The 26,073-nt window shown below is 53.3% G+C and carries 22 protein-coding genes and 1 pseudogene; 5 read left to right on the forward strand and 18 right to left on the reverse strand.

The window, feature by feature from the left end:
* Positions 1-6: 6 nt before the first annotated feature.
* The 8 genes from RHH27_RS01235 to RHH27_RS01270 all read right to left on the reverse strand — a co-directional run bounded on the left by RHH27_RS01235 (position 7) and on the right by RHH27_RS01270 (position 8,317).
* Positions 7-954: an NAD(P)-dependent oxidoreductase gene (locus RHH27_RS01235; RefSeq protein WP_302678640.1), complete on the reverse strand. Its 948-nt coding sequence runs from the start codon at positions 952-954 to the stop codon at positions 7-9.
* The gene (hemE, locus tag RHH27_RS01240) at positions 954-1,985 is read right to left on the reverse strand and encodes a uroporphyrinogen decarboxylase (RefSeq protein ID WP_206200720.1); all 1,032 of its coding nucleotides are present in this window, start codon (positions 1,983-1,985) and stop codon (positions 954-956) included. Before hemE ends, RHH27_RS01235 begins: the two co-directional genes overlap by 1 nt.
* A 158-nt stretch (positions 1,986-2,143) precedes the next feature.
* Positions 2,144-2,722 (reverse strand): hypothetical protein, encoded by a 579-nt coding sequence (locus tag RHH27_RS01245; RefSeq protein WP_302678641.1) that lies wholly within the window; start codon positions 2,720-2,722, stop codon positions 2,144-2,146.
* Positions 2,723-2,827: 105 nt separating this feature from the next.
* The gene (locus tag RHH27_RS01250) at positions 2,828-3,427 is read right to left on the reverse strand and encodes a hypothetical protein (RefSeq protein ID WP_302678642.1); all 600 of its coding nucleotides are present in this window, start codon (positions 3,425-3,427) and stop codon (positions 2,828-2,830) included.
* A gap of 305 nt (positions 3,428-3,732) precedes the next feature.
* A complete protein-coding gene (locus tag RHH27_RS01255) occupies positions 3,733-5,436 on the reverse strand; it encodes a R3H domain-containing nucleic acid-binding protein (RefSeq protein ID WP_302678643.1) in 1,704 nt (567 codons plus the stop codon).
* Positions 5,429-6,457, reverse strand: coding sequence for a circadian clock protein LdpA (ldpA, locus tag RHH27_RS01260; protein WP_302678644.1), 1,029 nt, complete (start codon positions 6,455-6,457; stop codon positions 5,429-5,431). Before ldpA ends, RHH27_RS01255 begins: the two co-directional genes overlap by 8 nt.
* 19 nt (positions 6,458-6,476) lie before the next feature.
* Positions 6,477-7,262, reverse strand: coding sequence for an RNA polymerase sigma factor SigF (locus RHH27_RS01265; RefSeq protein ID WP_206200725.1), 786 nt, complete (start codon positions 7,260-7,262; stop codon positions 6,477-6,479).
* Between the two features lie 233 nt (positions 7,263-7,495).
* Positions 7,496-8,317 carry an undecaprenyl-diphosphate phosphatase gene (locus tag RHH27_RS01270; RefSeq protein WP_302678645.1) on the reverse strand — a complete coding sequence of 274 codons (822 nt, stop codon included), beginning with the start codon at positions 8,315-8,317 and terminating at the stop codon, positions 7,496-7,498.
* A 157-nt stretch (positions 8,318-8,474) separates the two neighbouring features.
* Here RHH27_RS01270 and RHH27_RS01275 point away from each other — a divergent pair, with 157 nt between their 5' ends.
* The 4 genes from RHH27_RS01275 (at position 8,475) to folE (ending at position 14,517) form a co-directional block, all read left to right on the forward strand.
* The gene (locus tag RHH27_RS01275) at positions 8,475-9,323 is read left to right on the forward strand and encodes a hypothetical protein (RefSeq protein ID WP_302678646.1); all 849 of its coding nucleotides are present in this window, start codon (positions 8,475-8,477) and stop codon (positions 9,321-9,323) included.
* Between the two features lie 15 nt (positions 9,324-9,338).
* Positions 9,339-11,726, forward strand: coding sequence for an ATP-dependent DNA helicase RecG (gene recG / locus RHH27_RS01280; RefSeq protein ID WP_302678647.1), 2,388 nt, complete (start codon positions 9,339-9,341; stop codon positions 11,724-11,726).
* A gap of 61 nt (positions 11,727-11,787) precedes the next feature.
* Positions 11,788-13,683 (forward strand): ATP-dependent zinc metalloprotease FtsH2, encoded by a 1,896-nt coding sequence (gene ftsH2, locus RHH27_RS01285; RefSeq protein ID WP_302677071.1) that lies wholly within the window; start codon positions 11,788-11,790, stop codon positions 13,681-13,683.
* 183 nt (positions 13,684-13,866) lie between these two features.
* Positions 13,867-14,517, forward strand: a complete 651-nt coding sequence (gene folE, locus RHH27_RS01290; protein ID WP_310437911.1) for a GTP cyclohydrolase I FolE — start codon at positions 13,867-13,869, stop codon at positions 14,515-14,517.
* Between the two features lie 87 nt (positions 14,518-14,604).
* Here the strand turns inward: folE and RHH27_RS01295 are convergent, their stop codons facing one another.
* The 3 genes from RHH27_RS01295 to psaA all read right to left on the reverse strand — a co-directional run bounded on the left by RHH27_RS01295 (position 14,605) and on the right by psaA (position 20,985).
* Entirely contained in the window at positions 14,605-16,272 is a 1,668-nt protein-coding gene (locus RHH27_RS01295) for a mechanosensitive ion channel (protein WP_206200732.1), read from the reverse strand.
* A gap of 256 nt (positions 16,273-16,528) precedes the next feature.
* Positions 16,529-18,754 (reverse strand): photosystem I core protein PsaB, encoded by a 2,226-nt coding sequence (gene psaB / locus RHH27_RS01300; protein ID WP_206200733.1) that lies wholly within the window; start codon positions 18,752-18,754, stop codon positions 16,529-16,531.
* A gap of 23 nt (positions 18,755-18,777) precedes the next feature.
* On the reverse strand, positions 18,778-20,985 hold the full coding sequence (gene psaA / locus RHH27_RS01305; RefSeq protein WP_399373354.1) for a photosystem I core protein PsaA: 2,208 nt from the start codon (positions 20,983-20,985) through the stop codon (positions 18,778-18,780).
* Between the two features lie 414 nt (positions 20,986-21,399).
* On the opposite strand from psaA, the gene RHH27_RS01310 reads away from it, so the two are divergent.
* On the forward strand, positions 21,400-21,798 hold the full coding sequence (locus RHH27_RS01310; protein ID WP_302678649.1) for a RidA family protein: 399 nt from the start codon (positions 21,400-21,402) through the stop codon (positions 21,796-21,798).
* Here the strand turns inward: RHH27_RS01310 and RHH27_RS01315 are convergent.
* From RHH27_RS01315 to RHH27_RS01340, 7 genes and pseudogenes are all read right to left on the reverse strand, one after another.
* Positions 21,785-22,303: a DUF4330 domain-containing protein gene (locus RHH27_RS01315; protein WP_206200736.1), complete on the reverse strand. Its 519-nt coding sequence runs from the start codon at positions 22,301-22,303 to the stop codon at positions 21,785-21,787. The genes RHH27_RS01310 and RHH27_RS01315 overlap by 14 nt on opposite strands.
* A 49-nt stretch (positions 22,304-22,352) precedes the next feature.
* A complete protein-coding gene (locus RHH27_RS01320; protein WP_302678650.1) occupies positions 22,353-23,360 on the reverse strand; it encodes a WD40 repeat domain-containing protein in 1,008 nt (335 codons plus the stop codon).
* A gap of 11 nt (positions 23,361-23,371) precedes the next feature.
* Positions 23,372-24,013, reverse strand: coding sequence for a hypothetical protein (locus RHH27_RS01325; RefSeq protein WP_302678651.1), 642 nt, complete (start codon positions 24,011-24,013; stop codon positions 23,372-23,374).
* Positions 24,014-24,041: 28 nt separating this feature from the next.
* Positions 24,042-24,230 (reverse strand): annotated as a pseudogene (locus RHH27_RS13350) (hypothetical protein); the annotation flags it as partial.
* Positions 24,231-24,299: 69 nt separating this feature from the next.
* Complete coding sequence (locus RHH27_RS01330) at positions 24,300-24,929, reverse strand: response regulator transcription factor (protein ID WP_302677081.1); 630 nt, start codon at positions 24,927-24,929, stop codon at positions 24,300-24,302.
* Between the two features lie 18 nt (positions 24,930-24,947).
* Positions 24,948-25,295, reverse strand: coding sequence for a YbaB/EbfC family nucleoid-associated protein (locus RHH27_RS01335; RefSeq protein WP_206200739.1), 348 nt, complete (start codon positions 25,293-25,295; stop codon positions 24,948-24,950).
* A gap of 61 nt (positions 25,296-25,356) precedes the next feature.
* A complete protein-coding gene (locus RHH27_RS01340) occupies positions 25,357-26,058 on the reverse strand; it encodes a lipid-binding SYLF domain-containing protein (RefSeq protein ID WP_225901613.1) in 702 nt (233 codons plus the stop codon).
* Between the last annotated feature and the right edge of the window lie 15 nt (positions 26,059-26,073).

Consider the following 26,073-nt stretch of genomic DNA (forward strand, 5'->3'; position numbering starts at 1 on the left):
TTAAGTTTAGAGGTCTGCCGTGCCCAAGCTACAGCGTAGCAAATCCTCAACGGTTGCACAGTAGGGAGTTAGCCCCAAGGTTTGAGGATTAAGCACGGTGTCATAGGTGAAGTTACGATAGTTCAAGCAAAAATAATCCCACGGCGACATTTGCACTCGAAATACCCGCACAAAGAAGTTGATCACTGGCAGCGTCAAGGGGACTTGCAAATAGATGGGCAGCTTTGCCGCAGCGCACAACTGCGCCAACATCTCATTGACAGTAATTGGCGGGTTACCCAGAGCCACCCGACGCGGTACGGGATACTCAGGATGCTGCAACAGGTAGAGAACCACTTGGGCAATATCGCGGGCATGGACAAAGTGAAAACTGGCATCAGCACGGAAAAAGCGAGCCAACCACAGCCACTTGAGCACTTCGCGCATGCCTTCGGTGATAAACGAGGGTCGCTTGCCATCGGCGCCACCACCAAAGACCATCGTGGGAAACAGTTCAATCACGCGATCGCCCACCGGCAACTGCTCAATGGCATGGAGACACTCATACTTAGAGCGAATATAATCCGTTCCCAAGGTGCCTGCTTCCGGCAGCGGTTCCATTTGATGATTGAGGATACTTGCCGTTGAAAAATAAAAGACCCGCTGGCAGCGTTGCGGATCCAGTTGCTTGAGGAGATGGCAGGTTTGCTCGTAGTTGATGGCAAAGACATTGTTCCCTCCCCAAGCGGTTGCCGTTAGGATTGCAAGATCGAGGGTGGGCAGTAGCGGTTCCAAGGGGGTCAAATCCATGAGATCCGCCTGAATCACGTTCACCCCGGCTCTTTGGTGAGGATCAATCTGCAACCGTGCTGGATGCCGCACCAGCAAAAAGAGTTCATGATCCGTCTCTTGGATCAGCGCCTCAGCGATGTACTGGCCAATGCAACCACTGGCACCCGTGATTAAGATGCGCATTAGCCGAGGGACTTCACCAGATCAAAGAGAAAACCCACATTCTCCTCAGGGGTTCCTTGGAGAACGCCATGGCCAAGGTTAAAGATATATTTGCCCTTGCGACCCGCTTCGATAATGGCTAGCGCTCGTTCCTTGAGCACTGGCTGGGGGGCAAAGAGCGTAACGGGGTCTAAATTCCCCTGCAGACCGACACTGGCAGGAAACTGCTGGCGAATCGTGCCGATGTCCACAGTCCAGTCAAGGCTGACAATATCTGCCCCAGTTGCTGCCATGCGATCGACCACTGCGGCACTGCCATTGATATAGAGGATGATTGGCACATCGGGATAGACGGCTTTGACCTGCTGAACCACCTGCTTTTGGTAGGGGAAGGCAAAGGTATCGTAGTCCTGACGGCTGAGTTGACCCGCCCACGAATCAAACAGTTGCACCACTTGGGCACCACAGTCAATTTGATAGCACAGGTAGTCGGCAATGGCAGTGGCCAAATGGTTTAAGAACTTGTGGAGCAACTCTGGCTCACGGTAGGCCATAGTTTTGATTTCAATGTAGTCCTTGGAGCTTTTGCCCTCAATGGCATAGGCGGCAAGTGTCCAAGGGGCACCGGCAAACCCCAGCACCGTGGCGCGATCGCCCACCTCTTGGCGCAGGGTCGAGAGAATTGGACGAATAAAAGGACAGGCCACTTCCGGTTCCAAGGGATGGAGTTGTTGCACCTGCTCAAGGGTACGGATGGGTGGATCAATGATCGGCCCTTTACTCTCGACAATGTCAAAGGGAATACCAATCCCCGGCAAGGGCGTGAGAATATCCGAAAAGAGAATCACACCGTCGGGGGCAAAGGCACGAAAGGGTTGGAGTGAAATTTCAATGGCCAGTTCGGGGATTTCCGATCGCTCACGAAACGAGGGATAGCGATCGCGCAGGTCACGGTAGACCTTCATGTAGCGTCCAGCTTGCCGCATCAACCAAATGGGGGGACGCTCAACGCTTTCACCACGGGCAGCACGTAGGAGTAAAGGGGTGGTCATCCTAAAATGTGTAATTCCAATCGTTTTCAATGGCTCTGGAAGACTCGCTCAGCAAGCCCTATTGAAGTCAGGTGTTGCCTGCGATTCACAGAGTTTAACCCTACAATCATACCCTAGGGGGCGATCGCTCCCACACCTCAGAGGAGAATTCCCTTGCTTTACCACGCGCGGGGCTGAAACTGCGGGTCGTTGAGAATTGCCACGCCATCCCCCGACTGTGCCAACACAAATAGACCCTGCCGATAGGCATAGTGAGCCACCTCAGGCGGCACAATCATCCCCGCCACGGCTCCCAAGAGTTTTGTGCCCCGATACTGATGAGCCAAACGGCGAAATTTGGCAATCCGCTCTAGGTGTTCATCCACATCACTTTGGCTGAGCTTGGTTTTCACCTCAACGAGAACGGCTTCATCGGTGTTAACGACCAACAGATCAATCTCTAGGCTCTCATTCCCATCTTGGAGGATCACATCGCTGTAGAGTTGGGAGACAGCAATCCCCCGACTCTGAAATAAGCGCAGCACGGCTGGACGTACCTGCCATTCCACAAATTCCCCAAGACGGTTACCCAGTTTGCCAATCTGTTGGTTAAGTTGGCGAGCTTCTTCTCGCAGTAACCGTTCAGTCTCTTGAAAACGCCGCTCAGTTTCTTGAAATCGGCGTTCTGTTTCCTTTTGAGCTTCCAGCAGCTCTCCCAATAACCGCCAAACATCCTCAGGGGTATGGGCTTGTGTCATGATCTTGGTCGGGTTTTCTAGGCTACAGCTAACCCTCTCATCATAGCCTAGGAGGCGCTCAGAGAATTTCCATCATAAACTGCGCAAGGGCACTGCCACTGTGCTTTACCACGCGCGGGGCTGAAACTGCAGGTCGTTGAGAATTGCCACGCCATCTCCCGACTGTGCCAACACAAATAGACTCTGCCGATAGGCATAGCGAGCCACCTCAGGCGGCACAATCATCCCCGCCACGGCTCCCAAGAGTTTTGTGCCCCGATACTGATGAGCCAAACGGCGAAATTTGGCAATCCGCTCTAGGTGTTCATCCACATCACTTTGGCTGAGTTTAGTTTTCACCTCAACGAGAACGGCTTCATCGGTGTTAACGACCAACAGATCAATCTCTAGGCTCTCATTCCCATCTTGGAGGATCACATCGCTGTAGAGTTGGGAGACAGCAATCCCCCGACTCTGAAATAAGCGCAGCACGGCTGGACGTACTTGCCATTCCACAAATTCCCCAAGGCGGTTGCCCAGTTTGCCAATTTGTTGGTTGAGCTGCCGTGCTTCTTCCCGTAGTAAACGCTCAGTCTCTTGGAAACGCCGGTCAGTTTCTTGAAAACGCCGCTCAGTCTCCTGAAATCGACGTTCTGTTTCCTTTTGGGCTTCCAGTAACTCCCCCAATAACCGCCAAACATCTTCAGGGGTGTATGCTTGTGTCATTGAATTGATTATTGACTTGATTATTGACTTGATTGAGGATTGCCGCCAAGCTCAGGTATTTTCTATACGATCATAGCCTAGGGAATAGAACCCATGAATGATCCACTACTCGCACAATTTCTAAACCTCAGCCGCTGACAAACAGGAACCTGCATTCATGCCCAAACTATACTTACTGCGCCCAAGATGAGGCCACCCGTGTCATTTTTGGCATCCCCAAGCAGGCCATCGCCCTTGGCGCTGTGCAGGATGTTTTGCCCATTGGGCGCAGAGGTGCCTTTTTGCAGGCGCCGGTAAATCCCTAATTAGCGTGATAGATTCGGGTAAATCCGCAGCCGCCGATTCGGCTCTTCACCAAAGCTACAGGAGGTCAACTGGTAGTGCTCAATCAACTCGTGTTGCATTCGCCGAATGTTGGCCGATCGCGGGAGTAGCTCCACTGCTTGCCCCTTGGGAATAACAATTTCTTCCACAGCTAAGCGCGCCTCCTCAAGGGCTTCCAATTCGTCATCACTGCCCGTTGGACTAAAGAGGGAAAGATCTGCTGACTCGGCTGGACTGGGGTCTTCAATGCCAAGCAAATGCCGTAACCCCCGCACAATTTGCGCCATACTATTTGTCTTAATGGCATGGACGGGGAGATGGTGAATATGGGCAAGGTGCCGCAGCTTGCTTTCCCCCTTGAGATGGGAGCGGAGCGTCAAAATCACATCCGCTTGATCAATATCCTTAGTGACAATAATGGGTAGGTTGAGAGTGCGAATGGCTTGCTCTAAATGATGGCGGCTGACGGCATAGGGAAAGACGTGGAGGGGGAGTTCTTCGCCATTCGGCCCAACCGTGGGGGTATCCAATGTGGCTTCGAGCAGTTGGGCAAAGTTGGCTCGCAGAGGTTCTTTGTTGGCATCGACGACGGGTAGCATCTGGCCACTCTCACGCCAAGAGGGACGCTGAGGCACAGATTTGACCTCCGATCGCTGGGAAGGAGGCTCAGGACGACTAATCACCACTGAGCCATCGGCAGCAACACTGCGAATTTCAGGTGAGGGTTGGCGACCCCGCAGTAGGAGATCCACACTGGCGGCCACATCGAGATGCACAACCCAGCGATCGCGCTCCAGCATTTCCACGGCTATTTGAAAAGTGGGTGGAGCTTTGCGTTCAAGAACACTCTTTTGGGTGCCCCGCCGCCGCGCTTCTTCATCCCCAAGGGTGACCGATTGAATGCCCCCCACCAAATCCGCGAGGGTCGGGTTTTTCATCAGGTTCTCAATTTGGTTGCCGTGGGCAGTACCAATCAGTTGTACGCCTCGCTCCGCAATGGTGCGTGCTGCTAGTGCCTCTAGTTCGGTGCCAATCTCATCAATGACAATCACTTGGGGCATGTGGTTTTCCACCGCCTCAATCATCACCTGATGCTGAAGTTCCGGGCGAGCCACCTGCATTCGTCGTGCCTTGCCAATCGCTGGATGGGGAATATCACCGTCGCCCGCAATTTCATTAGAGGTGTCAATAATCACTACCCGTTTGTGCAACTCATCGGCCAAGACGCGGGCAATTTCCCGTAGTGCCGTTGTTTTACCAACACCGGGGCGACCTAAAAGCAAAATAGACTGGCCACTTTCCACCAAGTCGCGAATCATACCAATCGTGCCAAAGACGGCTCGCCCCACCCGGCAGGTCAAGCCAATAATCGTTCCTTGGCGATTGCGCAGGGCACTAATGCGGTGCAGCGTACGCTCAATGCCAGCGCGATTGTCACCACTAAACTCACCCACCCGATCCACGGCATATTGCAACATCTCACGGCTGACGGGCGTCTCGGCAAGGTATTGGGTGCTGTGGATAAACCGTGCTTCCGGCAATCGCCCCAAATCGAGAACAATTTCTAAGAGTTCTTCCCGCTGTGGATGATCGGTGAGGGACTGTCCAAGGGGCGGCGGTAGGATCGCCAATAATTGATCGAGATCGTCAGTGACTTGGCGTTGTCCAGCAGTCAATTCAACCATAGGGTACAGAGGGTGACGGGACAGATTTCAAAGGAGACACAAGGGTAGCTGCTTCAGCAACAGCCGCTGCAAGGACAGCAGGAACAGTTTGCCAGGGTTGGTCGGCGATCGCGTGGAAAGGGGCAAGGCGTTTGCGAGCATAACTACCATAGGCAACACCAGCAATTCCCTGTGGATCTAGCAATCCCATTGCCCTGAGTTTAGCAACCGTATGGCCATTTGTGCCGCCCGCCAACTGCACAAATCCGGGTAAATTTGCCCCTAAAATGGCTTGACCCAATTGAATGGTGGCTCGTGTTGCACCATCGCCAATATCGCCACTCATGGGACGACCATCCGCCTGCCAAATGAGGGCACACTGCAACGGTTGAATCTGCCCATTGATCCAGCGCAAATAGTCAATTACTCCCTCGCCTTGGGGACAACTGATGGCTAGCACCTGCAAATATCGAACCCAGGGGCGGACGCGCTGCCAAAGCTGGGTAAAGTCATTGTAGCGCTGGGGTTGGGTGTGGATTTCTAGGGCTTGAATAGTGCCTTGGGCAATGAGGGGAGTGATCTGCTCAAACACCGCTGGCTGCTCATAGGTGGAAATCAAACCCAAGGGGCACAGGGGTAAACAGCGGCCACAACCATAACAGCGATCGCGCACCACCCCCTGCACCTGTTCATCAAAGCGAATGGCGGCAGCAGGACAAATGCGTTCACAGGGGCGATCGCACCTTGGGGGACAGCGACTCGGATCAAACGTGGCCTTACGAAAATGCGGGTCAGCCCCATCATTAATACTCACCATCAGCAGGGGGCGAGTGGCCCCAAGGCTTGCCGCAACTGTCAAAGCGTGATTAGCCGCGTAAATCACGGCAGGGTCGGCGGCCACATCAATACAATCAGCCCCTGCCAGTGCATAGGCCAACGTCAAGTTATAAATTTGGGCAACATCTTGGAAACTGGCACCGTTAATGAGTTTGAACCAACGATGTGCCGCTAAAGCCGCTAGGGGGGCAGCAAAATTAACCATAAATATATTTTATGCGTTTTCAGGATTCAGCGTCGTCGTGACTCATCATCCGTTGTAGGGCTTGCAGGCCTTTTTTAATCTGGCGAGAAACTGTGACCGCACTTAGACCCAAGAGTTCAGCAGTTTCTTTTTGACTCAAATCGTGCAAAAAGACAAATTCCAGAATCTGACAGGTGCGGGCTTCTAGTTTTTGCAGACACTGCTGCAAACGAATGCGATCTTCTTGGGCGAGTTGAAAACTTTGGTACCGTTGATCGGGCACGATGTCACCGAGGGAAACGGCATCTTCCTCACCCTCAAAGGTGGGGGCATCTAGGCTGACCGGGGTGGTGTGGTAGTTGGCAAATTTTGCCGCTTGCCATTCTTCAAGGGGAACATCGAGCGCTTGGGCAATTTCGTTATCGGTGGGGGGGCGATGCAGTTGTTGGCGGAGTTCTTGAATCACCCGCTTTCCTTGGCTTTGGAGGGCTTGCCAACGGCGGGGGACGCGAATTTGTGGACTTTTGTCGCGCAAATAATGTTGAATTTCACCGCGAATGTAGGGAATGGCAAAGGAACTAAAGGCCACGCCCTTACTGGGATCAAAGCGTTCAATGGCGTGAATGAGGCCAAGGGTGCCCACTTGCATCAGGTCGTCAAAGCTTTCTTGGGTGCACTGTACCCAGCGATGGGCTTCCTTGCGTACCAGTCCCATGTTCAACTCGACAAGGCGATTCCGCAATTCGCGTGCAGGGTTGTCTTGGTATGCCTGCAACAGCGAGAGGGTGGAATGCTTGAGGTCAGTATTGGCTGTCGTGCTGAACATAGAACACACCGTACCTTAAATCCCCCACAGCTTCAAAATGAGCAGATCAATGAGCACATCCTACGGTCTTCTTGGGTTATTGAACAACAACTTAAATAGATACCTGAACTAGATATCAACTGCGACTATGAAATCGCCTATTCTTACGATTCCACATCTAGTATGGCAAGGCATCCGTAGTTTCCCTGTGATCTCGACCACAGGTTAGGTTAAATTTTGCTAAATGTTGTTCCTTAGGTTCGCAGACTACCGAGGGCGATCGCGCCCCACAATGCAGTTCCCAAGCCAATGCGATACCAGATAAAGACCCAAGTGGAATGGCGTTGCAGGAATCGCAGCAGCCAAGCGATCGCCAAATAGGAAAAAACCATGCTCGAGAGTGTGGCAATCACAAGAGGAATAAACAGCGTCCCCTCATCAAAAACATCTTTGGCTTGAACAAGGGTGGCGATCGTCAGTGTGGGAATGCCCAACAGAAAAGAAAAGCGCGCCGCTGTTTGCCGCTCCAGCCCTAAAAATAAAGCTGTCGTTAGCGTGGAGCCTGAACGCGAAGCCCCCGGCAGCAGGGCAATCATCTGGCCACAACCCACTAGAAAGCCATCTAAAATGCCAATGTCTTGATAGGTGCGTTTGCGGGAACCCCATTTTTCTGCGAATCCCAAAAGAATTGCCATGGCGATCGCCATCGTGGCAATGATCTGAGGCCGATCCAACTCAGCTTTGGCCCATTTCAGAAGAAGTCCTGCCGCTAGTGCGGGAATCGTGCCCACCGTGATCCCAACCAACAGTTTCCATTCTTCCCGCTGCCAATCCCGCTGTTGCCATGCCTGCCAAGCCCCTTGGACAATTTGGCGAATATCCTGCCAGAAATAGCCAAAAACCGCGATCACGCTACCAAATTGCATCGCATCTAGGGCAGTTTTATGCCAGACACTTTTCCACCCCAAGAGGTCACTAAAGAGAATCAAGTGAGCGGTACTGCTAATGGGCAAGAACTCTGTAATACCTTGCACGAAGCCGAGGATGACTGCTTGCAGCCAGAGAATAATATCCACGTTTCTGTCTCACCTTTGCAACCTCACCATCTTGCCATGAGTCGGTGAACAGGCTATCCTCGCCAAGATGTTGTAATAGATTGTAGAAACAGTCTTCTTAAACGCAGCAGCACTGTTTTGCCAGTTAGGCGTGTATGTCTTTGCCAGTTAGGCGTGTATGTCGGGTAACTTAGAAGCCGTTGAGCGGGAAATTTTAGGGTTACAGGGGATGCTATTGGCCGCCTTGGCGGAAATGCGTCAGCTTTATGATGTTTATCTAGAAATGCTCGCCCCCATTGCCCGCCAGCAGTTGATCACCGTCAGTTATCAGGTGTGCACTCAAGTCTTTCCAGAGAAATTTTTGACCCTTGAAGACCTAGAGCGACAGGACCTTCAGCGTCAGATTGTTGAACTGGCGATCGCCTTGGAAACCACGATTTTAGGCCTACAGCCCCGTCGCCAAGAAGACTCAACTGCAAAGCAAGAGGCGACGAATGGGGAAGAAAACGCAACCAAGGAACAGGAACCCCCCTCCCTATCGGAGCAATTGAGCCAAGTTCTTTATCAAAGTTCGCTCAAGATGAACCATCTACTGCAACGGGCGGCTATCTTACCGCCTGCCCCAATCGCGGTCATTTTAGAGATTGCCAGTAAGGCGGAAAATCGTCCCCTTGGGCGGATTCCCCATTTGTTGACGATGATGCTAGATGAGCAGAAACTACAAGAGGAGGGCGAAGAGGAGCGAGACACCAGTGAGTCCCCAAGGGAATCTTCCAGTCATCACCCCATGGCAGCCATTTACCTGCAACTTGAGGAACTGGAGTTTCAGCATCCTCCCCTCGGCAATCAGCGCAGTCAAATTCGCCAACTGGAAGCACGTCTGGCCACCCTCCAGAAGCAACTGCATAAAAAACAGCGGCAATATCTGGTTCTCAAGGCCAGTCGGGCATGGTGGCAAACGTGGAAAGCCAATGAAGCCGCAGACGCGACCGCCAGTGTCCCCGAAGCAATGGATGGTGAGCAATAGGGAAGGAGGCCTGCTGTGTCCCTTGACTGGCCACGCCTACAACGCGCCCTTGCCATTGAAACGGAGCGGGGTTTTTGCAACCTTCAGGGCAATACCTATCGGTTTAATGAGTATTTACACGCAGCGTTAACGCAAGCCCCTCTGCAACAACTCCCCCTTCAGGTGCGCGATCGCTGGCAGGAAACGGCGGCAGCCTATGCCCACTACAACGATCTCTCCCCCAGCCAACGACAACACCTCGTGGTGAAAACGCGCCAACTGCTCCACGATGTCCACAAACAACTCACGAGTCCACCCCCGCGCCCCCGTCCCCTCGATCAAGCGCTCAAAACAGTGAATGGGATTGGTGAGCGCACTGCGGCGAAACTGGAAAAACTTGGGCTTTATACGGTTGCGGATCTCATTTACTACTTCCCCCGCGATCACATTGACTATGCCCGCCAAGTGCCGATTCGGCAACTCCAAGCTGGGGAGACCGTCACCCTTGTGGGTAAAGTCCGCCGTTGCAACTGTTTTACCAGTCCCCGCAATGCCAAGCTGACGATCTTAGAAATTGTTCTTCAAGATCGCACCGGGCAAATTCGCCTGAGTCGCTTCTATGCGGGTGCCCGCTATGCCCAACGGGGGTGGCAAGAGCAGCAAAAACGCCTCTATGCCCCACAGACCATCGTTGCTGCCTCTGGCCTCGTGAAACTGACGAAGTATGGCCTTACCCTTGAAGATCCGCAGTTGGAAGTGCTGGATCATGCTGGGGCAGAAATAGACTCCCTCACGATTGGCCGTATTGTGCCGGTCTATCCCTTAACGGAGGGAGTATCTCCCGATGTGATTCGCCGTGCGGTCGATCGCGTTCTGCCCTTGGTGCAGGGCTATCCTGATCCCCTACCGCAGGCGCTGCGCCAACGTCATCAACTCATGCCCTTAGACATGGCGCTGCGGCACATTCACTTTCCCGCGGATCAAAGGCGACTGAGTCTGGCACGGCGGCGGCTGATTTTTGATGAATTTTTCTACCTGCAACTGGGATTGCTCCAACGGCGGCGCCAGCAGCAACAGCAGGCCAGTGCCCCCCTCAACCCCCAAGGGGAACTGATTGAGCAGTTTTACCAGGGGCTGCCCTTTCAACTCACAGGGGCGCAGCAGCGGGTGGTGGCGGAAATTTTGGCGGATTTAGAGCGCCCGATTCCCATGAATCGCCTTGTCCAAGGGGATGTGGGATCCGGCAAAACCGTTGTCGCTGTGATTGCGCTATTGGCGGCTGTGCAGTCGGGTTACCAAGCAGCTCTGATGGCACCCACAGAGGTTCTGGCGGAGCAGCACTACCGCAAGCTCTTGGAATGGCTCACCCCTTTGCATGTGCCGGTGGAACTGCTCACAGGATCGATACGTACAGCCAAGCGCCGCCAGATTCTGGATCAATTGGCAACGGGGGAATTGCCGGTGCTGGTGGGCACCCATGCTCTGATCCAAGAGGGGGTGACGTTTCAGCGCCTCGGTCTCGTGGTGATTGATGAACAGCACCGCTTTGGGGTGGCACAACGGGCAAAGCTGCAAGCCAAGGGACTCCTGCCCCACGTGTTGACTATGACGGCGACACCGATTCCCCGCACGCTTGCCTTGACCCTCCATGGGGATTTGGATGTGAGTCAAATTGATGAATTGCCCCCCGGTCGGCAGCCGATTCAAACAACCGTCTTGGGACGGGGCGATCGCTCCTGCGCCTACAATTTAATCCGCCGTGAAGTGGCCCAAGGGCGGCAAGCGTATATTGTCCTGCCTTTGGTTGAGGAATCGGAAAAACTAGATCTGAAATCCGCCATTGCCGAGCACGAGCGATTACAAACGGAGATTTTTCCCAATTTTCGCGTCGGGCTGCTCCACGGTCGCATGGCATCGAGTGACAAGGATGCCACGATTCAAGCCTTTGCCAAGGGGGAATTGGATATTCTGGTGGCTACCACGGTGGTCGAGGTGGGGGTGGATGTCCCCAATGCCACGGTGATGCTCATTGAACATGCTGAACGCTTTGGCCTATCCCAACTCCATCAACTGCGGGGGCGGGTGGGGCGGGGTGCCCAACAGTCCTATTGTCTGCTGCTCAATAGTTCTCGCAATGATGCTGCCAAGCAACGGCTGAATGTGCTGGCGCAGTCTCAGGATGGCTTCTTTATTGCAGAGATGGATCTGCGGCTGCGCGGTCCGGGGGAGGTTTTGGGGACGCGGCAATCGGGATTACCGGACTTTGCCCTCGCTAGCCTTGTTGAGGATCAAGATTGCCTAGAGGCGGCGCGATCGGCGGCCAGTGAACTGATCGCCCAGGATCCTGAGTTACGGGGCTATCCTCTGCTGCAAGCAGTTCTCCAGCAACGGCGCGATCGCCTGCTTGAGGGCATGATGAACTAATACTCCCCCTTTGGGAGGGATATGTTAAATTTAGTTAAGAACCTGATAAAAAGCGCCGCCAATGAAAGTCTCTTGGAAAACTGTTCTCCTTTGGTCAATCCCCCTACTGCTCATGGGGGTTCTCCTCTGGCAGGGGGCGAGCAACTTTATGCTCAATCAAAGTCAGCCTCCTCTGAATACTGCCAGTACGCGCATGAGCTATGGGCGATTCCTCAACTATTTAGATGCGGGTCGCATTAGTAAAGTGGACATTTTCGATAATGGTCGCACCGCCATTGTGGATGTCTCTGATCCGGAACTGATTAACGGTCGCCCCCTGCGGGTACGGGTAGATATGCCGGGGACGGCTCCAGAAGTCATTAGTAAACTGCGGGAGCAGCACGTAGAAATTGATGTCCATCCCGCTCGCAATGATGGTGCCCTGTGGGGACTCTTGGGTAATTTACTCTTCCCCGTCTTGCTCTTGGGGGGACTCTTTTTCCTCTTCCGCCGCTCCAGCAACGTGCCCGGAGGACCAGGTCAGGCGATGAACTTCGGTAAGTCTCGCGCCCGCTTCCAAATGGAGGCCAAAACGGGTGTCATGTTTGACGATGTTGCTGGTGTCGATGAAGCCAAGGAAGAACTACAAGAGGTGGTCACCTTCCTGAAGAAGCCCGAGAAATTTACAGCGGTGGGTGCTCGCATTCCCAAAGGGGTTCTCCTAGTAGGTCCCCCCGGCACGGGGAAAACGATGCTCGCCAAGGCGATCGCGGGTGAGGCAGGGGTACCCTTCTTCTCCATCTCAGGTTCAGAATTTGTCGAGATGTTTGTTGGTGTTGGTGCCTCCCGCGTCCGGGACTTGTTCCGCAAGGCCAAGGAAAATGCTCCCTGTCTCATCTTTATTGATGAAATTGATGCTGTGGGTCGCCAACGCGGGGCTGGCATTGGCGGCGGTAACGATGAGCGGGAGCAAACCCTCAACCAACTGCTGACCGAAATGGATGGCTTTGAGGGGAATACCGGCATCATCGTGATTGCGGCAACCAACCGTCCGGATGTCTTGGATGCGGCTCTCCTGCGTCCGGGTCGCTTTGACCGACAGGTGGTGGTGGATGCGCCGGATATTAAGGGTCGCTTGGCGATTCTCAAGGTGCATGCCCGCAACAAGAAATTGGCGCCCGAAGTTTCCCTTGAGGCGATCGCTCGCCGTACCCCCGGCTTTACGGGTGCCGATTTGGCCAACCTCCTCAATGAAGCGGCGATTCTCACGGCCCGGCGGCGGAAACCCGCCATCACCATGCTGGAAATTGACGATGCCGTGGACCGGGTTGTTGCTGGTATGGAGGGCACACCGCTGATTGACGGCAAGAGCAAGCGCCTCATCGCCTACCACGAAGTGGGTCATGCCATTGTCGGTACCCTCTTGAAGGATCACGATCCTGTGCAAAAAGTGACATTAGTGCCTCGTGGTCAAGCCCGTGGCCTGACTTGGTTCATGCCTTCAGAGGATTCCGGATTGATCTCGCGATCGCAACTGATGGCGCGGATGGCTGGTGCCTTGGGCGGTCGGGCTGCTGAATACGTCGTCTTTGGCGATGCTGAAGTCACGACTGGTGCTGGCAATGACCTGCAGCAAGTGACAGCGATGGCACGGCAAATGGTGACCCGCTTTGGTATGTCAGATCTAGGACCTCTCTCCTTGGAAACCCAAAACGGTGAAGTGTTCTTGGGGCGGGACTTGGTGTCTCGAACAGAATACTCCGAAGAAATTGCGGCTCGCATTGATGCCCAAGTGCGGGAGTTGGTGCAGCACAGCTACGAACTTGCCATCAAGATTATCCGGGACAATCGCGTGGTCATTGACCGCCTCGTCGATCTCCTAGTAGAGAAAGAAACCATTGATGGTGAAGAGTTCCGGCAAATTGTTGCTGAATACACCGTTGTTCCCGATAAAGAGCGCTTTGTACCGCAGCTTTAGATAAGCTAAATTAGTAGATTCAATCGCCCTAACCCCTCTCCCAGTGCGGATGAGGGGGATTTTATTTTGACTGCTTTTCCTCTGTAAATTCTATGCTCAACTAAACCGACTTTCATGTCAGTTTCCTTGACACCATTTCCACCAGTAAATAGAATGATAATCGTTATTATTTTTAGGTACCCTATGTCCCAGCAATCCCGTAACCAGTTGTTAACCGTGCAAAGCAGCCTTGAAAGTATACCCACCTGCGTCTCGACCCAGGTGTCAGATGCTGAGATGGAGCAGGCGGTTCGCACACTCCTCATCGGGCTAGGGGAAAATCCTGATCGCGAAGGCCTGCGGGATACCCCCAAACGGGTTGTTCAAGCCTTGAAGTTTTTAACCAGTGGCTACCGCCAATCCTTGGATGAGTTGCTGAATGGTGCCGTTTTTTACGAAGACACCAATGAGATGGTCTTGGTGCGCGACATCGATCTCTTTAGTTGTTGTGAGCACCATATTCTGCCAATCATTGGGCGAGCCCATGTCGCCTACATTCCCAATGGCAGGGTCATTGGCCTGTCAAAAATTGCCCGCATTTGCGAGATGTATGCGCGGCAGCTACAGGTGCAGGAGCGCCTGACCCAACAAATTGCAAATGCTTTGCAAGGACTCCTGAAACCGCAAGGGGTGGCTGTGGTTGTTGAGGCCACCCATATGTGTATGGTGATGCGAGGCGTACAAAAACCGGGCTCTTGGACGGTCACCAGTTCAATGCAAGGGGTGTTTGCTGAAGATGCCCGCACCCGCCAAGAGTTCCTAGATCTGATCCGCCACCAACCCTCCTTCCGCTAGTCTGATTACCAGACGAGGGGGAGAGGACACCTTTCTCCCCCTTTTGTGGGAAAAACTGAATCCCTAGGCCAGCTCTTGCTACTTGCCTCAATTATTTTCAGAATTTCTGCCTTTGAGCAAATTCAGCCATTCCTCAACTTGAGCCGCTGCAATTTGCCGGCATCCCAAGCCAAAGGCAAGGGCGATCGCCACCGCAATAGAACCAAAGAGCAAGCCAAAGGCTAAATTGACAATGCTCGTTGCAATGCCCATCTGCTGCAGAGCCATTGCCCCCACAAACGTCATCGTTGCTAGCCGTGCCGCCTGAGCGAGAAAACGCCCTTGGGAGGTGCCAGAACTAGCAACAAGCCGAAATACTAAATTGGCAAAGTACAACCCTACCGCTAAGATCAGCGTTCCGACCAACACCCGACCAATCACCACTACTAGGGCAGTGACAAAAGCACTGAGAGCAGGAATATCCAGTACATCAACGGCAGCGATCGCTCCAAATAACAAAACGCCAACAAAGGCAACGATGCCCATCACTTCTGAGGGCTGTCGCCAGCGCTGCTCGGGTGCCTCCGCAGGCTGAGACTCCTGAGAATCCACCATCGGACGCTCTAGACCTAGCCAGACCAACACTTGATCAAAGCCGATGGTTTGCAGGAAATTGGTAACCGTCTCCGCCACAAAGCGGCCAATTACATAGGCCAGCAGCAGAATAATGGCTGCAGTAAAAATTTTCGGCAATGCCGTCAGCACTTGGTTTAGCATTGCCGTTGCCGGTTCCGTAATGGCCACGATTTGTAGCGCATCAAGGCTAGCGATCGCCGTCGGAATCAAGATTAAGACATAGACAATCGTACCGATGACCGTTGCTAGGGATTCCCCTAAACTGGTTTGCCCTAGACCGAGGCGCTGACCAATGCGCTGAATTCCCATGGCCGTCATTAAGTTAATGACTAAACTGCGGACAATGCGGGCAATAAACCAACCGACAACCGCGATAATCACCGCCTTAAAGACAAAAGGCAGTGCGCCTAGAATATCATTCAAGAGATTTTGTACAGGCTGCAATGAGCCTTGCAGATCAAGCACCCCCAAAATTAGGGGCAGGAAGAAAAGAAAAACAAACCAATAGAGGGTATTTCCCAACATCTCAGCCACAGACATGGTGGCCGGCCCCTCTGAGGAACCATTCCCCTCAGATTCAAGGGGGAGTTGACGATCCAAATTCAAAGAACGGGCAGACTGAGTGACCACCATTTTCGATATAGTTGCTACTACCCAAGCTACATCCGCCAGCAGGATCGCTGCCCCCAGCTTTGGCAGGAAACTAAAAACTTGATTGAGAAACGCATTGAGGGGCTGTGACACTGTCGTCAAGCGCAGGGCATCTAAAAAGGCCACCACCGCCAGCAAAAGAATGACCCAGAAAACTACTGCTGCCAGAATCGCAGTCACTGATATGCTTTGGAGCGACTCATTTCCACCAAAGAATTGGGTCAATCGTTCATCAACCCGCATTCGTTTCAAAACCGAGCGTGTTATCTTTGCCAGAATAGTGGCAACAATCCAGCCAATGAGCAGCAAAGCAACTGCAATAATGACTTGCGCTAAAAGGCTCCCCAAATTGTTGAGATCAAAAGCTGGATTCACTGAATTTTCACCGACAATTTGGGAAGTTTCTTCAGTATTAACTTGAGCCAACAAGCCTTCAATAGGGTTCTTAGATGAAAACCTTAAAATAGCTAGGTTAAATGTATCACGCATTACAACCGTCCTCAATTCAGACACACCCTTATCAATGCAAAATTCAGTCCTAGGATATCTAAAAAGTAGCGTGATGTCATTGAAAAACGTTTTTAGGTACTGAGATATTGAGATATGTTAAAAAATCCTAACTGTGGTCACTAGCAAGGAATCAGTTGGCTCGCTCTGAAACAAGCAGCTACAACTTGTTATCAAACACAAAAATCCCCCACCTAGAGGCAGGGGAGCTGACAAAATTTAACTTAACTTAAGTAGATCAACCGAACTTGGCTGCGGTTGAGGCAATCAGGAAGGCCGCATAGGTCAAGATGTAGCCAACGCTGAAGTGTGCCAGACCCACCAAGCGGGCTTGCACAATCGACAGCGCCACCGGCTTGTCTTTCCAACGCACCAAGTTGGCCAAGGGAGTGCGCTCATGCGCCCACACCAAGGTTTCAATCAGCTCTTGCCAGTAACCACGCCAGCTAATCAGGAACATGAAGCCTGTTGCCCACACAAGGTGACCAAACAGGAACATCCATGCCCACACCGACAGGTTATTGGTGCCGAAGGGGTTGTAGCCATTGATGAGCTGGGAGGAGTTCAACCAGAGGTAATCCCGCAGCCAACCCATGAGGTAGGTAGAGTTTTCGTTGAACTGAGCCACATTGCCTTCCCAGACACCAAGGTGTTTCCAGTGCCAGTAGAAGGTAACCCAGCCAATGGTGTTCAGCATCCAGAACATGGCCAGATAGAAGGCATCCCATGCAGAAATATCGCAGGTACCGCCACGGCCGGGGCCATCGCAGGGGAAGGCATAGCCGAAGTCTTTCTTATCTGGCATCAGTTTGGAGCCACGGGCATCCAACGCACCTTTGACCAAAATCAAGGTGGTGGTGTGCAGACCCAAGGCAATGGCGTGGTGCACCAAGAAGTCACCGGGGCCAATCGTCAAGAACAGAGAGTTGGTGCCACTGTTGATGGCATCGAGCCAGCCGGGTAGCCAGACATTGCCGTAGTTCGGCCAAGCGGTGCTAGCAATGCTATCGGGGTTCGACAGCAGCGTATCAAAGCCATAGAGCAGTTTGCCATGGGCCGCTTGAATGAACTGAGCAAACACCGGCTCAATGAGGATTTGCTTTTCGGGGGTACCAAAGGCCACCACGACATCGTTGTGGACATAGAGACCCAAGGTGTGGAAGCCCAAGAAGAGGGACACCCAGCTTAGGTGGGAAATGATCGCCTCTTTGTGTTGTAGTACCCGATCCAACACATTGCCTTTGTTTTGGGCTGGATCATAGTCCCGCACCAAGAAGATAGCCCCATGGGCAAAGGCACCCACCATCAAGAAGCCAGCAATGTACTGGTGATGGGTATAGAGGGCAGCCATCGTGGTGTGGTCTTGGGCAATGAAGGCATAGGGTGGCAGCGAGTACATGTGCTGTGCTACCAAGGAGGTGATCACGCCCAAGCAGGCCAAGTGCCAACCCAACTGGAAGTGTAGCGAGTTGTTATAGGTTTCATAGATGCCTTGGTGAGGCATGTTGAAGGGACCTTCCACCTTCGTGCCAAAGAAGTCCTTGGCATCCATCATCTCTTTAATGCTGTGGCCAATCCCAAACTGGGTGCGGTACATGTGACCCGCCACAATAAAGAGCACCGCGATCGCAAGGTGGTGGTGCGCCATATCCGTGAGCCACAGGGACTCCGTTTGGGGATGGAAGCCACCCAAGAAGGTGAGAATCGCCGTTCCAGCACCCTGTGCCGTGCCAAAGATGTGGCTAGCCGTGTCAGGGTTTTGGGCATAGACACCCCAGTTGCCCGTAAAGAAGGGCGCCAAACCAGCGGGGTGGGGCATGGTGCTCAGGAAATTATCCCAGCCCACGTGCTGACCACGGGACTCCGGAATGGCCACGTGAATCAGGTGACCCGCCCAAGCCAAGGAGCTAACGCCAAACAGACCGGCCAAGTGGTGGTTCAACCGCGATTCGGCATTTTTGAACCAAGAGAGGCTAGGACGGAATTTGGGTTGTAGGTGCAGCCAGCCGGCAAAGAGAGCCAGCGAAGCCAGAATCAGCAGGAAGATGGCACCTTGGTAGAGGTCACCGTTGGTGCGCATACCGATGGTGTACCACCAGTGATAGACACCGGAGTAGGCAATGTCCACAGGGTTAGCAGCCCCCGCTTGGGTAAAGGCATCCACTGCGGCTTTGCCAAATTGAGGATCCCAGATCGCATGGGCGATGGGACGGGTGTTGACAGGGTCTTGAATCCATTGTTCAAAGTTCCCCTGCCACGCAACGTGGAATAGGCTACCAGACACCCACAGGAAGATGATGGCCAGATGCCCAAAGTGGGAGGCAAAAATCTTCTGGTAAAGATTTTCCTCGGTCATGCCATCGTGGCTTTCGAAGTCGTGAGCCATGGCGATGGCGTACCAAATCCGGCGTGTGGTCGGATCCTGTGCGAGGTCTTGGCTAAACTTCGGAAATTTAGTTGCCATAGTTGGTTATCTCCTCCTCGCCCCTATCCTACAGAAATAATCCGAGCTAGGAAGAATGCCCAAGTAGTGGCAATCCCCCCTAGGAGGTAATGGGCTACACCGACGGCACGGCCTTGAATAATGCTCAGGGCACGGGGCTGAATGGCCGGTGCAACTTTCAGCTTGTTGTGGGCCCAAACAATGGACTCAATCAGCTCTTGCCAGTAGCCACGACCACTGAAGAGGAACATGAGGCTGAAGGCCCAAATGAAGTGAGCACCCAAGAACAACAAACCATAGGCGGATAGGGCTGAACCATAGGAGCCAATCACCTGAGAAGCTTGTGCCCACAGGAAGTCCCGTAGCCAGCCATTGATGGTGATGGCACTTTGGGCAAAGTTACCGCCCGTGATGTGAGATACCGTGCCATCGGGAGCAACAGTACCCCAGACATCCGACTGCATCTTCCAACTGAAGTGGAAAATCACAACAGAGATGCAGTTGTACATCCAGAACAGACCCAAGAAGACGTGATCCCAACCGGAGACTTGGCAGGTACCGCCACGACCGGGACCATCGCAGGGGAAGCGGAAGCCCAAGTTGGCTTTATCGGGAATGAGGCGAGAGCTGCGGGCAAAGAGGACGCCCTTCAGCAGAATCAGCACTGTCACGTGGATGGTGAAAGCGTGAATATGGTGCACCATGAAATCGGCCGTTCCCAGAACAATGGGCATCATGGCGACTTTGCCACCGACAGCAACCACATCACCACCAAAGGCAACACTAGCGGTGGCAGCAGCATTGGGAGCCGTACCACCGGGGGCTAGGGTGTGTAGGTGTTGTACCCATTGGGCAAAGACAGGCTGAAGCTGAATGCCAGTGTCGGAGAACATATCTTGGGGACGACCAAAGGCACGCATCGTGTCGTTGTGGACGTACAGACCAAAGCTGTGGAAGCCCAAGAAGATGCACACCCAGTTGAGGTGGGAAATGATGGCATCGCGATGGCGCAGTACCCGATCCAGAACGTTGTTTTGATTCATGGCCGGATCGTAATCACGCACCATGAAGATGGCACCGTGGGCAGCACCACCCACAATCAGGAAGCCGCCAATCCACATGTGGTGGGTAAACAGCGACAGTTGGGTTGGATAGTCGGTGGCCAAGTAAGGATAGGGGGGCATTGCATACATGTGCTGCGCCACAATAATGCTCAGCGAACCCATCATGGCTAGGTTGATCGCCAGTTGGGCATGCCAAGAGGTGGTCAGCACTTCGTACAGACCTTTGTGGCCGGCACCGGTGAAGGGGCCTTTGTGGGCTTCAAGAATCTCTTTGAGGCTGTGGCCAATCCCCCAATTGGTGCGGTACATGTGACCGGCAATGATGAAAAGGACAGCGATCGCCACGTGATGGTGAGCCGTATCCGACAGCCACAGGCCACCGGTAACAGGGTTCAAGCCGCCGTTAAAGGTCAGGAAATCCGAGTAGGCAGCCCAATTAAGGGTGAAGAAGGGAATGACGCCACTCAAAAAACCCCAATCCACTTTGGGATATAGGTCGGCCATCAAGCTGGGGTTAAGGATAAACTCGTGGGGCAAGGGAATATCCTTAGCAGCAACCCCTGCATCCAAGAGTTTGTTGATGGGTAGCGAGACGTGGATCTGGTGACCTGCCCAAGCCAAAGACCCCAAGCCAAGCAAGCCGGCGAGGTGGTGGTTGAGCATGGATTCCACGTTTTGGAACCATTCCAGCTTAGGAGCGCGCTTGTGATAGTGGAACCAGCCTGCAAAGAGCATTAAGCCAGCCATGACCAAGCCACCGATTGCGGTGCAGTAAAGCTGGAACTCATTGGTGATCCCAGAGGCACGCCACAGTTGGAATAGCCCCGAGGTGATTTGGATGCCGTGGAAACCACCGCCGACATCACCATTGAGAATGCCTTGACCCACAATGGGCCAGACCACTTGAGCACTGGGCTTGATACCGGTGGGATCGGCCAGCCAAGCCTCATAGTTTGAGAATTTTGCACCGTGGAAGTACATCCCACTCAGCCAGATGAACACCACAGCCAGATGGCCGAAGTGTGCACTGAAGATCTTGCGGGAAATATCTTCAAGGTCGCTCGTGTGTGTATCAAAATCGTGGGCAAGAGCGTGGAGGTTCCAAATCCATGTGGTGGTTTGGGGTCCTCTGGCCAAGGTGCGGTCAAAATGCCCGGGTTTTGCCCATTTTTCAAACGATGTGGACACCGGGTCATTGTCAACCACGACTCTGACCTTTGGCTCTCGCTCCGGTGGACTGATGGTCATCGAGTCTCTCCTCTCTCTTAGGCAAGGAAGGAACGAGGGCATTCACCTCGGCAATATAGAAAGATCTTTAGATCAATGATTGTGAAGAATCGTGAATCTAAAGACCCAGAATGGAACGATAAAGCCCGTTCAGGAGGCGAATGCTCAATTCAGCATTATAGAAGGGGAGTACAGACTTTGCCGATAATTAACATTATTTAAGATGCTTGAATTCTTGACATGATTGTGGGGGTATAAATGCATAATATATGCGCTATCATATCCATTGATTTAATACAGGTGGCCGTGGCTCAATTCCCTGTAGAATCGGCTTTTGGGGCGATCGCCCCCGACATGTAAATTGTTTTAAGTTTTATGACAAAAGTGATTATTTGTACCACTGATGCGCCTAGGCCGGTCGGCCCCTATAGCCAAGCCGTGCGGCAAGGGGAATGGGTCTTTCTCGCAGGGCAAATTGCCCTTGATCCAAAAACGGGTGAGATTGTTGGTGGCGAAGATGTCAAGGAGCAAACCCGCCAAGTGATGGATAATCTCAGTGCTGTCCTCAAGGCCGCCGGTAGCGATTGGTCACAGGTGGTGAAAACAACCGTGTATCTTGCAGACCTCAATGACTTCGCCGCCATGAATGAAATCTATGCTCAGTACATGGATGCTGAGACAGCGCCTGCCCGTGCCTGTGTGGAAGTATCGCGCCTGCCGAAGGGAGCCAAGGTCGAAATTGACTGCATTGCCTACTGTCCTACAACGGCCTAACGGCAATCACCGAGGCACGGAAATTATACTCTTTGCCCTCTAATTCTACGGGCGTTCCCACTTTGATGGCCATATTCCCTAGCACCGGGCCATTGTTCGTGATTTGGCCTCGGCCTTCGAGGGTCAGGAGCAAGTTGCTACTGTAGGCCATCTCTGGGCGGGGATCTGGCAGCGCTTTAACCGACCCATCGGGCTGGGAAACAGTAACTGTGCGCGGCAGAACCTGGACATTTTTCACAGTAATTTGGCCGTAGGGCTGGTTGCGAATAATAAAGTTGGCGGTACTGCTCTTGGGAATTAGGTCTTGGGGAGTGGGAGTACTCAGACCCAGAACGAGAACATCTACTTCAATGGGTTGGGCAGCGGTCATTTGTGCCAACGAGGTGCCCGATCGCCCCGGCAGGAGGAACAAGCCCGCCAAAACGCACAGGAGAACAAGCCCTGCCCCAAGGTCTAGAAGACTCAGCTTGCCAAAAAGACGGCCATAGCGATCAATGAGTTTCATCGGCACTCTAGCTTAAACCCGCAGCAACATCCTACCACACGGGTTCTCCCTAACCGGCTTGCCAAACCCAGAGTTCCCCTTGGGTGCCCCCGGCGGCTAAATACGATCCCTTGGGGTGCCAAGCAAGAGTTGTGAAGTATTCTTGGGCACCTTGCAGTAACTCCTGCGGTTGAGTTTGCTGCCAATAACACAGCCATCCCTCATCGCCACTGGACACGAAGCCTTGACCTTGGGGATGAATAGAGAGGGCGCGCACAGTGCCACGGTGCAGATCCAGCACTTGGGGTTGCCAGCCGCTTGCATCCTCGCTGAGGCGCCAGAGGATAATCCCCTCTTGGGAACTGCTCAGGAGCTGGGGGGCTTGGTTGGCGGTTTCCAACCAGTGAAGATGCCGCACTTTACCGGGAAAGCCCTGCATGTGCCACGGATACTGATCGCCCCAACGCCAGACAAAAAGGGTGTGATCCATGTTGCTGGCCGCGAAATATTCCCCTGTGGCGGACCAGGCTACGCCCACTGTCGCAGACATAAACCCCAATTCTTGGGGATCGGCATCCCAATCTTTAGCCGACCACACCCGCACACCGCCATAACCGGCAACGGCCAAAGCATCACCCGTAGGTTGCCAAGCCAAAGCCAGCACTGACGAGGCCGCAAAATCAAGGGTGGCAATGACATCGGCTTGAGCCGCATCCCAAATCTGGACGTAATGACCAAGACTAAAAGCAACCCAAGGCAATGTGGGATGCCAAGCCAGTTGATCAATCCAGTGGGAACCGTAGTGGAGCACCTGAAGATTCTCAGGGTGAGCTAAGGAACCAATGAGTACCCGTCCCTGCTCTCCCGCCGCTGCCCACCACTGGCGATCGCTGGCCACCGCGAGGATCGTTAAGCTTTGATCGGTCGCCGTTTGCAAGATGAGTTGCTCACCCACCTCTGGATCAATGTGATAGACCTCTCCTGCGGCGGAAGCGGCCAACAGATGGCGATCGCCCCACGCCAAGGCGGTGACGTACTCTTGAAGTTGGGTTTGCCCTAGTGGGATCAGAGAATTCACCAGTCACGCCCCTAGTGGAGGGTGTCGAAATAGATCTGAATGCCGACAATCATGGCAAACATGAGGACAATAAACAAGCTGATGATCAGCCAGTGCCCCGCTAAATTCACGTCAAAGATCTCACCATAAATGTTGTAGAGCCGGTCAATAATGCCTTCTGCTTGGCCAATGGCTTTTTCCCGCTTCAGCATCCAGTTAGAATACCGTTCTTGCCAAATCTGCAGATCATCCTTGTAGTTGGTCATCTCCTCTTGGAAGGTGGCAAAGGCGGCTGGGGTGGTTGGCGTTCCTGGTTCCGTGGGCTTTTGCGGTTCGGCCTCATCAAGAGCTGGGGTGTAGTAGCCACGAACCCCCGGGAAGTAGCAGGTCTTAGAGAGTTGGGCACCCGTGCAACGACAGCTTTCGGGGGGATGGGTTTCATTGGGTTTCGTCCAGCAGGGATCCAAAGCGACATCCTTGCCCACTTTTGTAATTGTGACAAAGGCTTCAAAGGGCCACTTGGTTAGGGTAAAGACATTCATGACTTGGCCAATCGGATTCATCTGGGAGGGGGCAATAATCCCGCCCCCAAATGTGACTTGGGGAATAATAAAGAGAATTAACAACAGGGGGGCGATCGCCATAGACCAGACCGAGCTTACTGTCCAAGTCACGGATGCGATAGCCAGTGTCCGTCTTAACAATTTCAAAGTGATGCCGCGAAATGGTCGGATAGGAAATCACAATTTCGTTGTGGGGCGATCCCCCTACCCGTACCGTGGGTTGCAAGAGTGGAAATTCCTCGACGGAAGCGGGCGTACTCATTTGCAGAAAGGGGGATGATTCTTGATCCGAGGCTAAAACCGTTGCCTCATTGCTATGGGATGCCATGGGACACAGGATCAACACACCGACGGTTCCCCTTCACGATAACAAGTGTCCTTGAGTCTTGGGGAAGGCCTAGACTAAACCGTTACGAAGTGCAACAACCGCCGCCTGCACACGGTCATCCACCGCCAACTTGTTCAAAATACCCCGCACATGGGTCTTGATAGTATTTGGACTGAGAAACAGCTTACTGGCAATTTCAGGGTTACTATAGCCTTCCACCATCAGCTTCAGGACATCCAGTTCCCGCTGCGACAGGTGATAGTCCATTGTCGGTTGGGGCGGATGCAGGTGCTGGATCACATGGCGGGCAATCTGGGGATCAAGGTAAGTGGCTCCTTCTTGGGCAGCAGCGATCGCCATCAGTAATCGCTCAACGGTTTCTCCCTTGATACAGTAGGCATCGGCACCACTAGAAAGGGCAGCAACAGCTTCAAGAGCCGATTGGTGGGAGGTAAGCATCACCACATGAATGTCAGGAAATTCTCGCTTCAGCCGTTGGGTGGCGGCAATCCCGTCTAGCCTTGGTAGGCCAATGTCCATAATGACCACTTGCGGCTGCAACTGCCGTGTCATATCAATGGCGCCATAGCCATCTTCGGCATAACCCACCACAGCAAACTGCTCTCCTAGGGCTTGTCCTAGCCCCAGTTGCATCATTGGATCATCTTCCACAATCAGGAGCCGCAGCTTGGGTGCCATGGTGGGCGGGGAAGTGCATTAACCGAGACCCGGAACGTTCAAGCCACCTGTTAACTCTTCCATCCGTTCCCGCATGGTAGCGGTGGATTTTTGGTAGGCATCGCGCATGGCAGCGGTCACCAAATCAGAGAGCACTTCAGCCCCTTCACTCAGGAGATCTGGGCTGATTTCGACGCGGCGGGGTTCTTGGGTACCACTCATAATCACTTTGACGGCACCCCCCGCTGCTTGACCCTCAATGTCCATTTTTTCGAGGTCTTCTTGCAGCTTCTTGGCGCCTTCTTGAACTTGTTGTGCTTTCTGGATGGCTGCGGCCAGCTCCTTCATTTTGCCAAGACCGAAGCCAAAACCCTGTCCCTGTGCCATAGTGTTCCTTCTATACAGTGCGGACTATTGACTGCTATCTTATCACTGTCTTGAGAAGGGATTAGCGCGCTGCACGGGCAAGGGCATTGTAGAGACCATTGAGGACGGGAGGGGAAGGGAGGGGGGGCGAGTTCTCGAAAATTTGCATCGGAGTAAGATTGGGTCGACCATAGAAGCGGCTGCTGCTTCGGCGGTCAAAACTAATATTGGCGCCTTCTAGGGCAACGCCGGCAAACAGACCCGCACTGCGTGTGTAGGAAAAGACTTGGGGACTCGGATCCGTAGGACTGACGACTTCGCCACCCACAGGGCCTGCCGCAACGGAGACATTGCCGCCTAGACGAAAGGACTGCGCCAAGCTGCGCATGACGACGGATTTATCCATGAAGGCCAGCACCACATCCGTGGATTGGGCACCAATTTGCAGGCCAAAGCTCCCGCCGGTCATTGTGATAAAGGCGGGCTTACTCCATTCATTATTTTCATTGCGCACAAGCAGAATACCGGCCCCACGGCGGCCCCCAAAGAGAAAGCCCGCTTGAACGACATTGGGAATAATGGCAATTCCTTGAGCGCGCTGGACAATCCTCGGTGGAATGCGGTTGTTGTTGTTAAATGTAAACTCGCCAAGGACAAATGTGGCATTCTCGACCCGTTGCACCATGCGAGAATCAGGGGCATTTTGGGCAAGGGTGGTATGGGGGATGAAAATCAGGGCGATCGCCCCTACAATTGCAGCGCCGGCTCGGTGAAATCGTGCCATAGGAAAACTCAATTC

Origin of the sequence: Thermosynechococcus sp. PP555, assembly GCF_031583225.1 — a bacterium.
In the GTDB taxonomy this organism is placed as follows: Bacteria; Cyanobacteriota; Cyanobacteriia; order Thermosynechococcales; family Thermosynechococcaceae; genus Thermosynechococcus.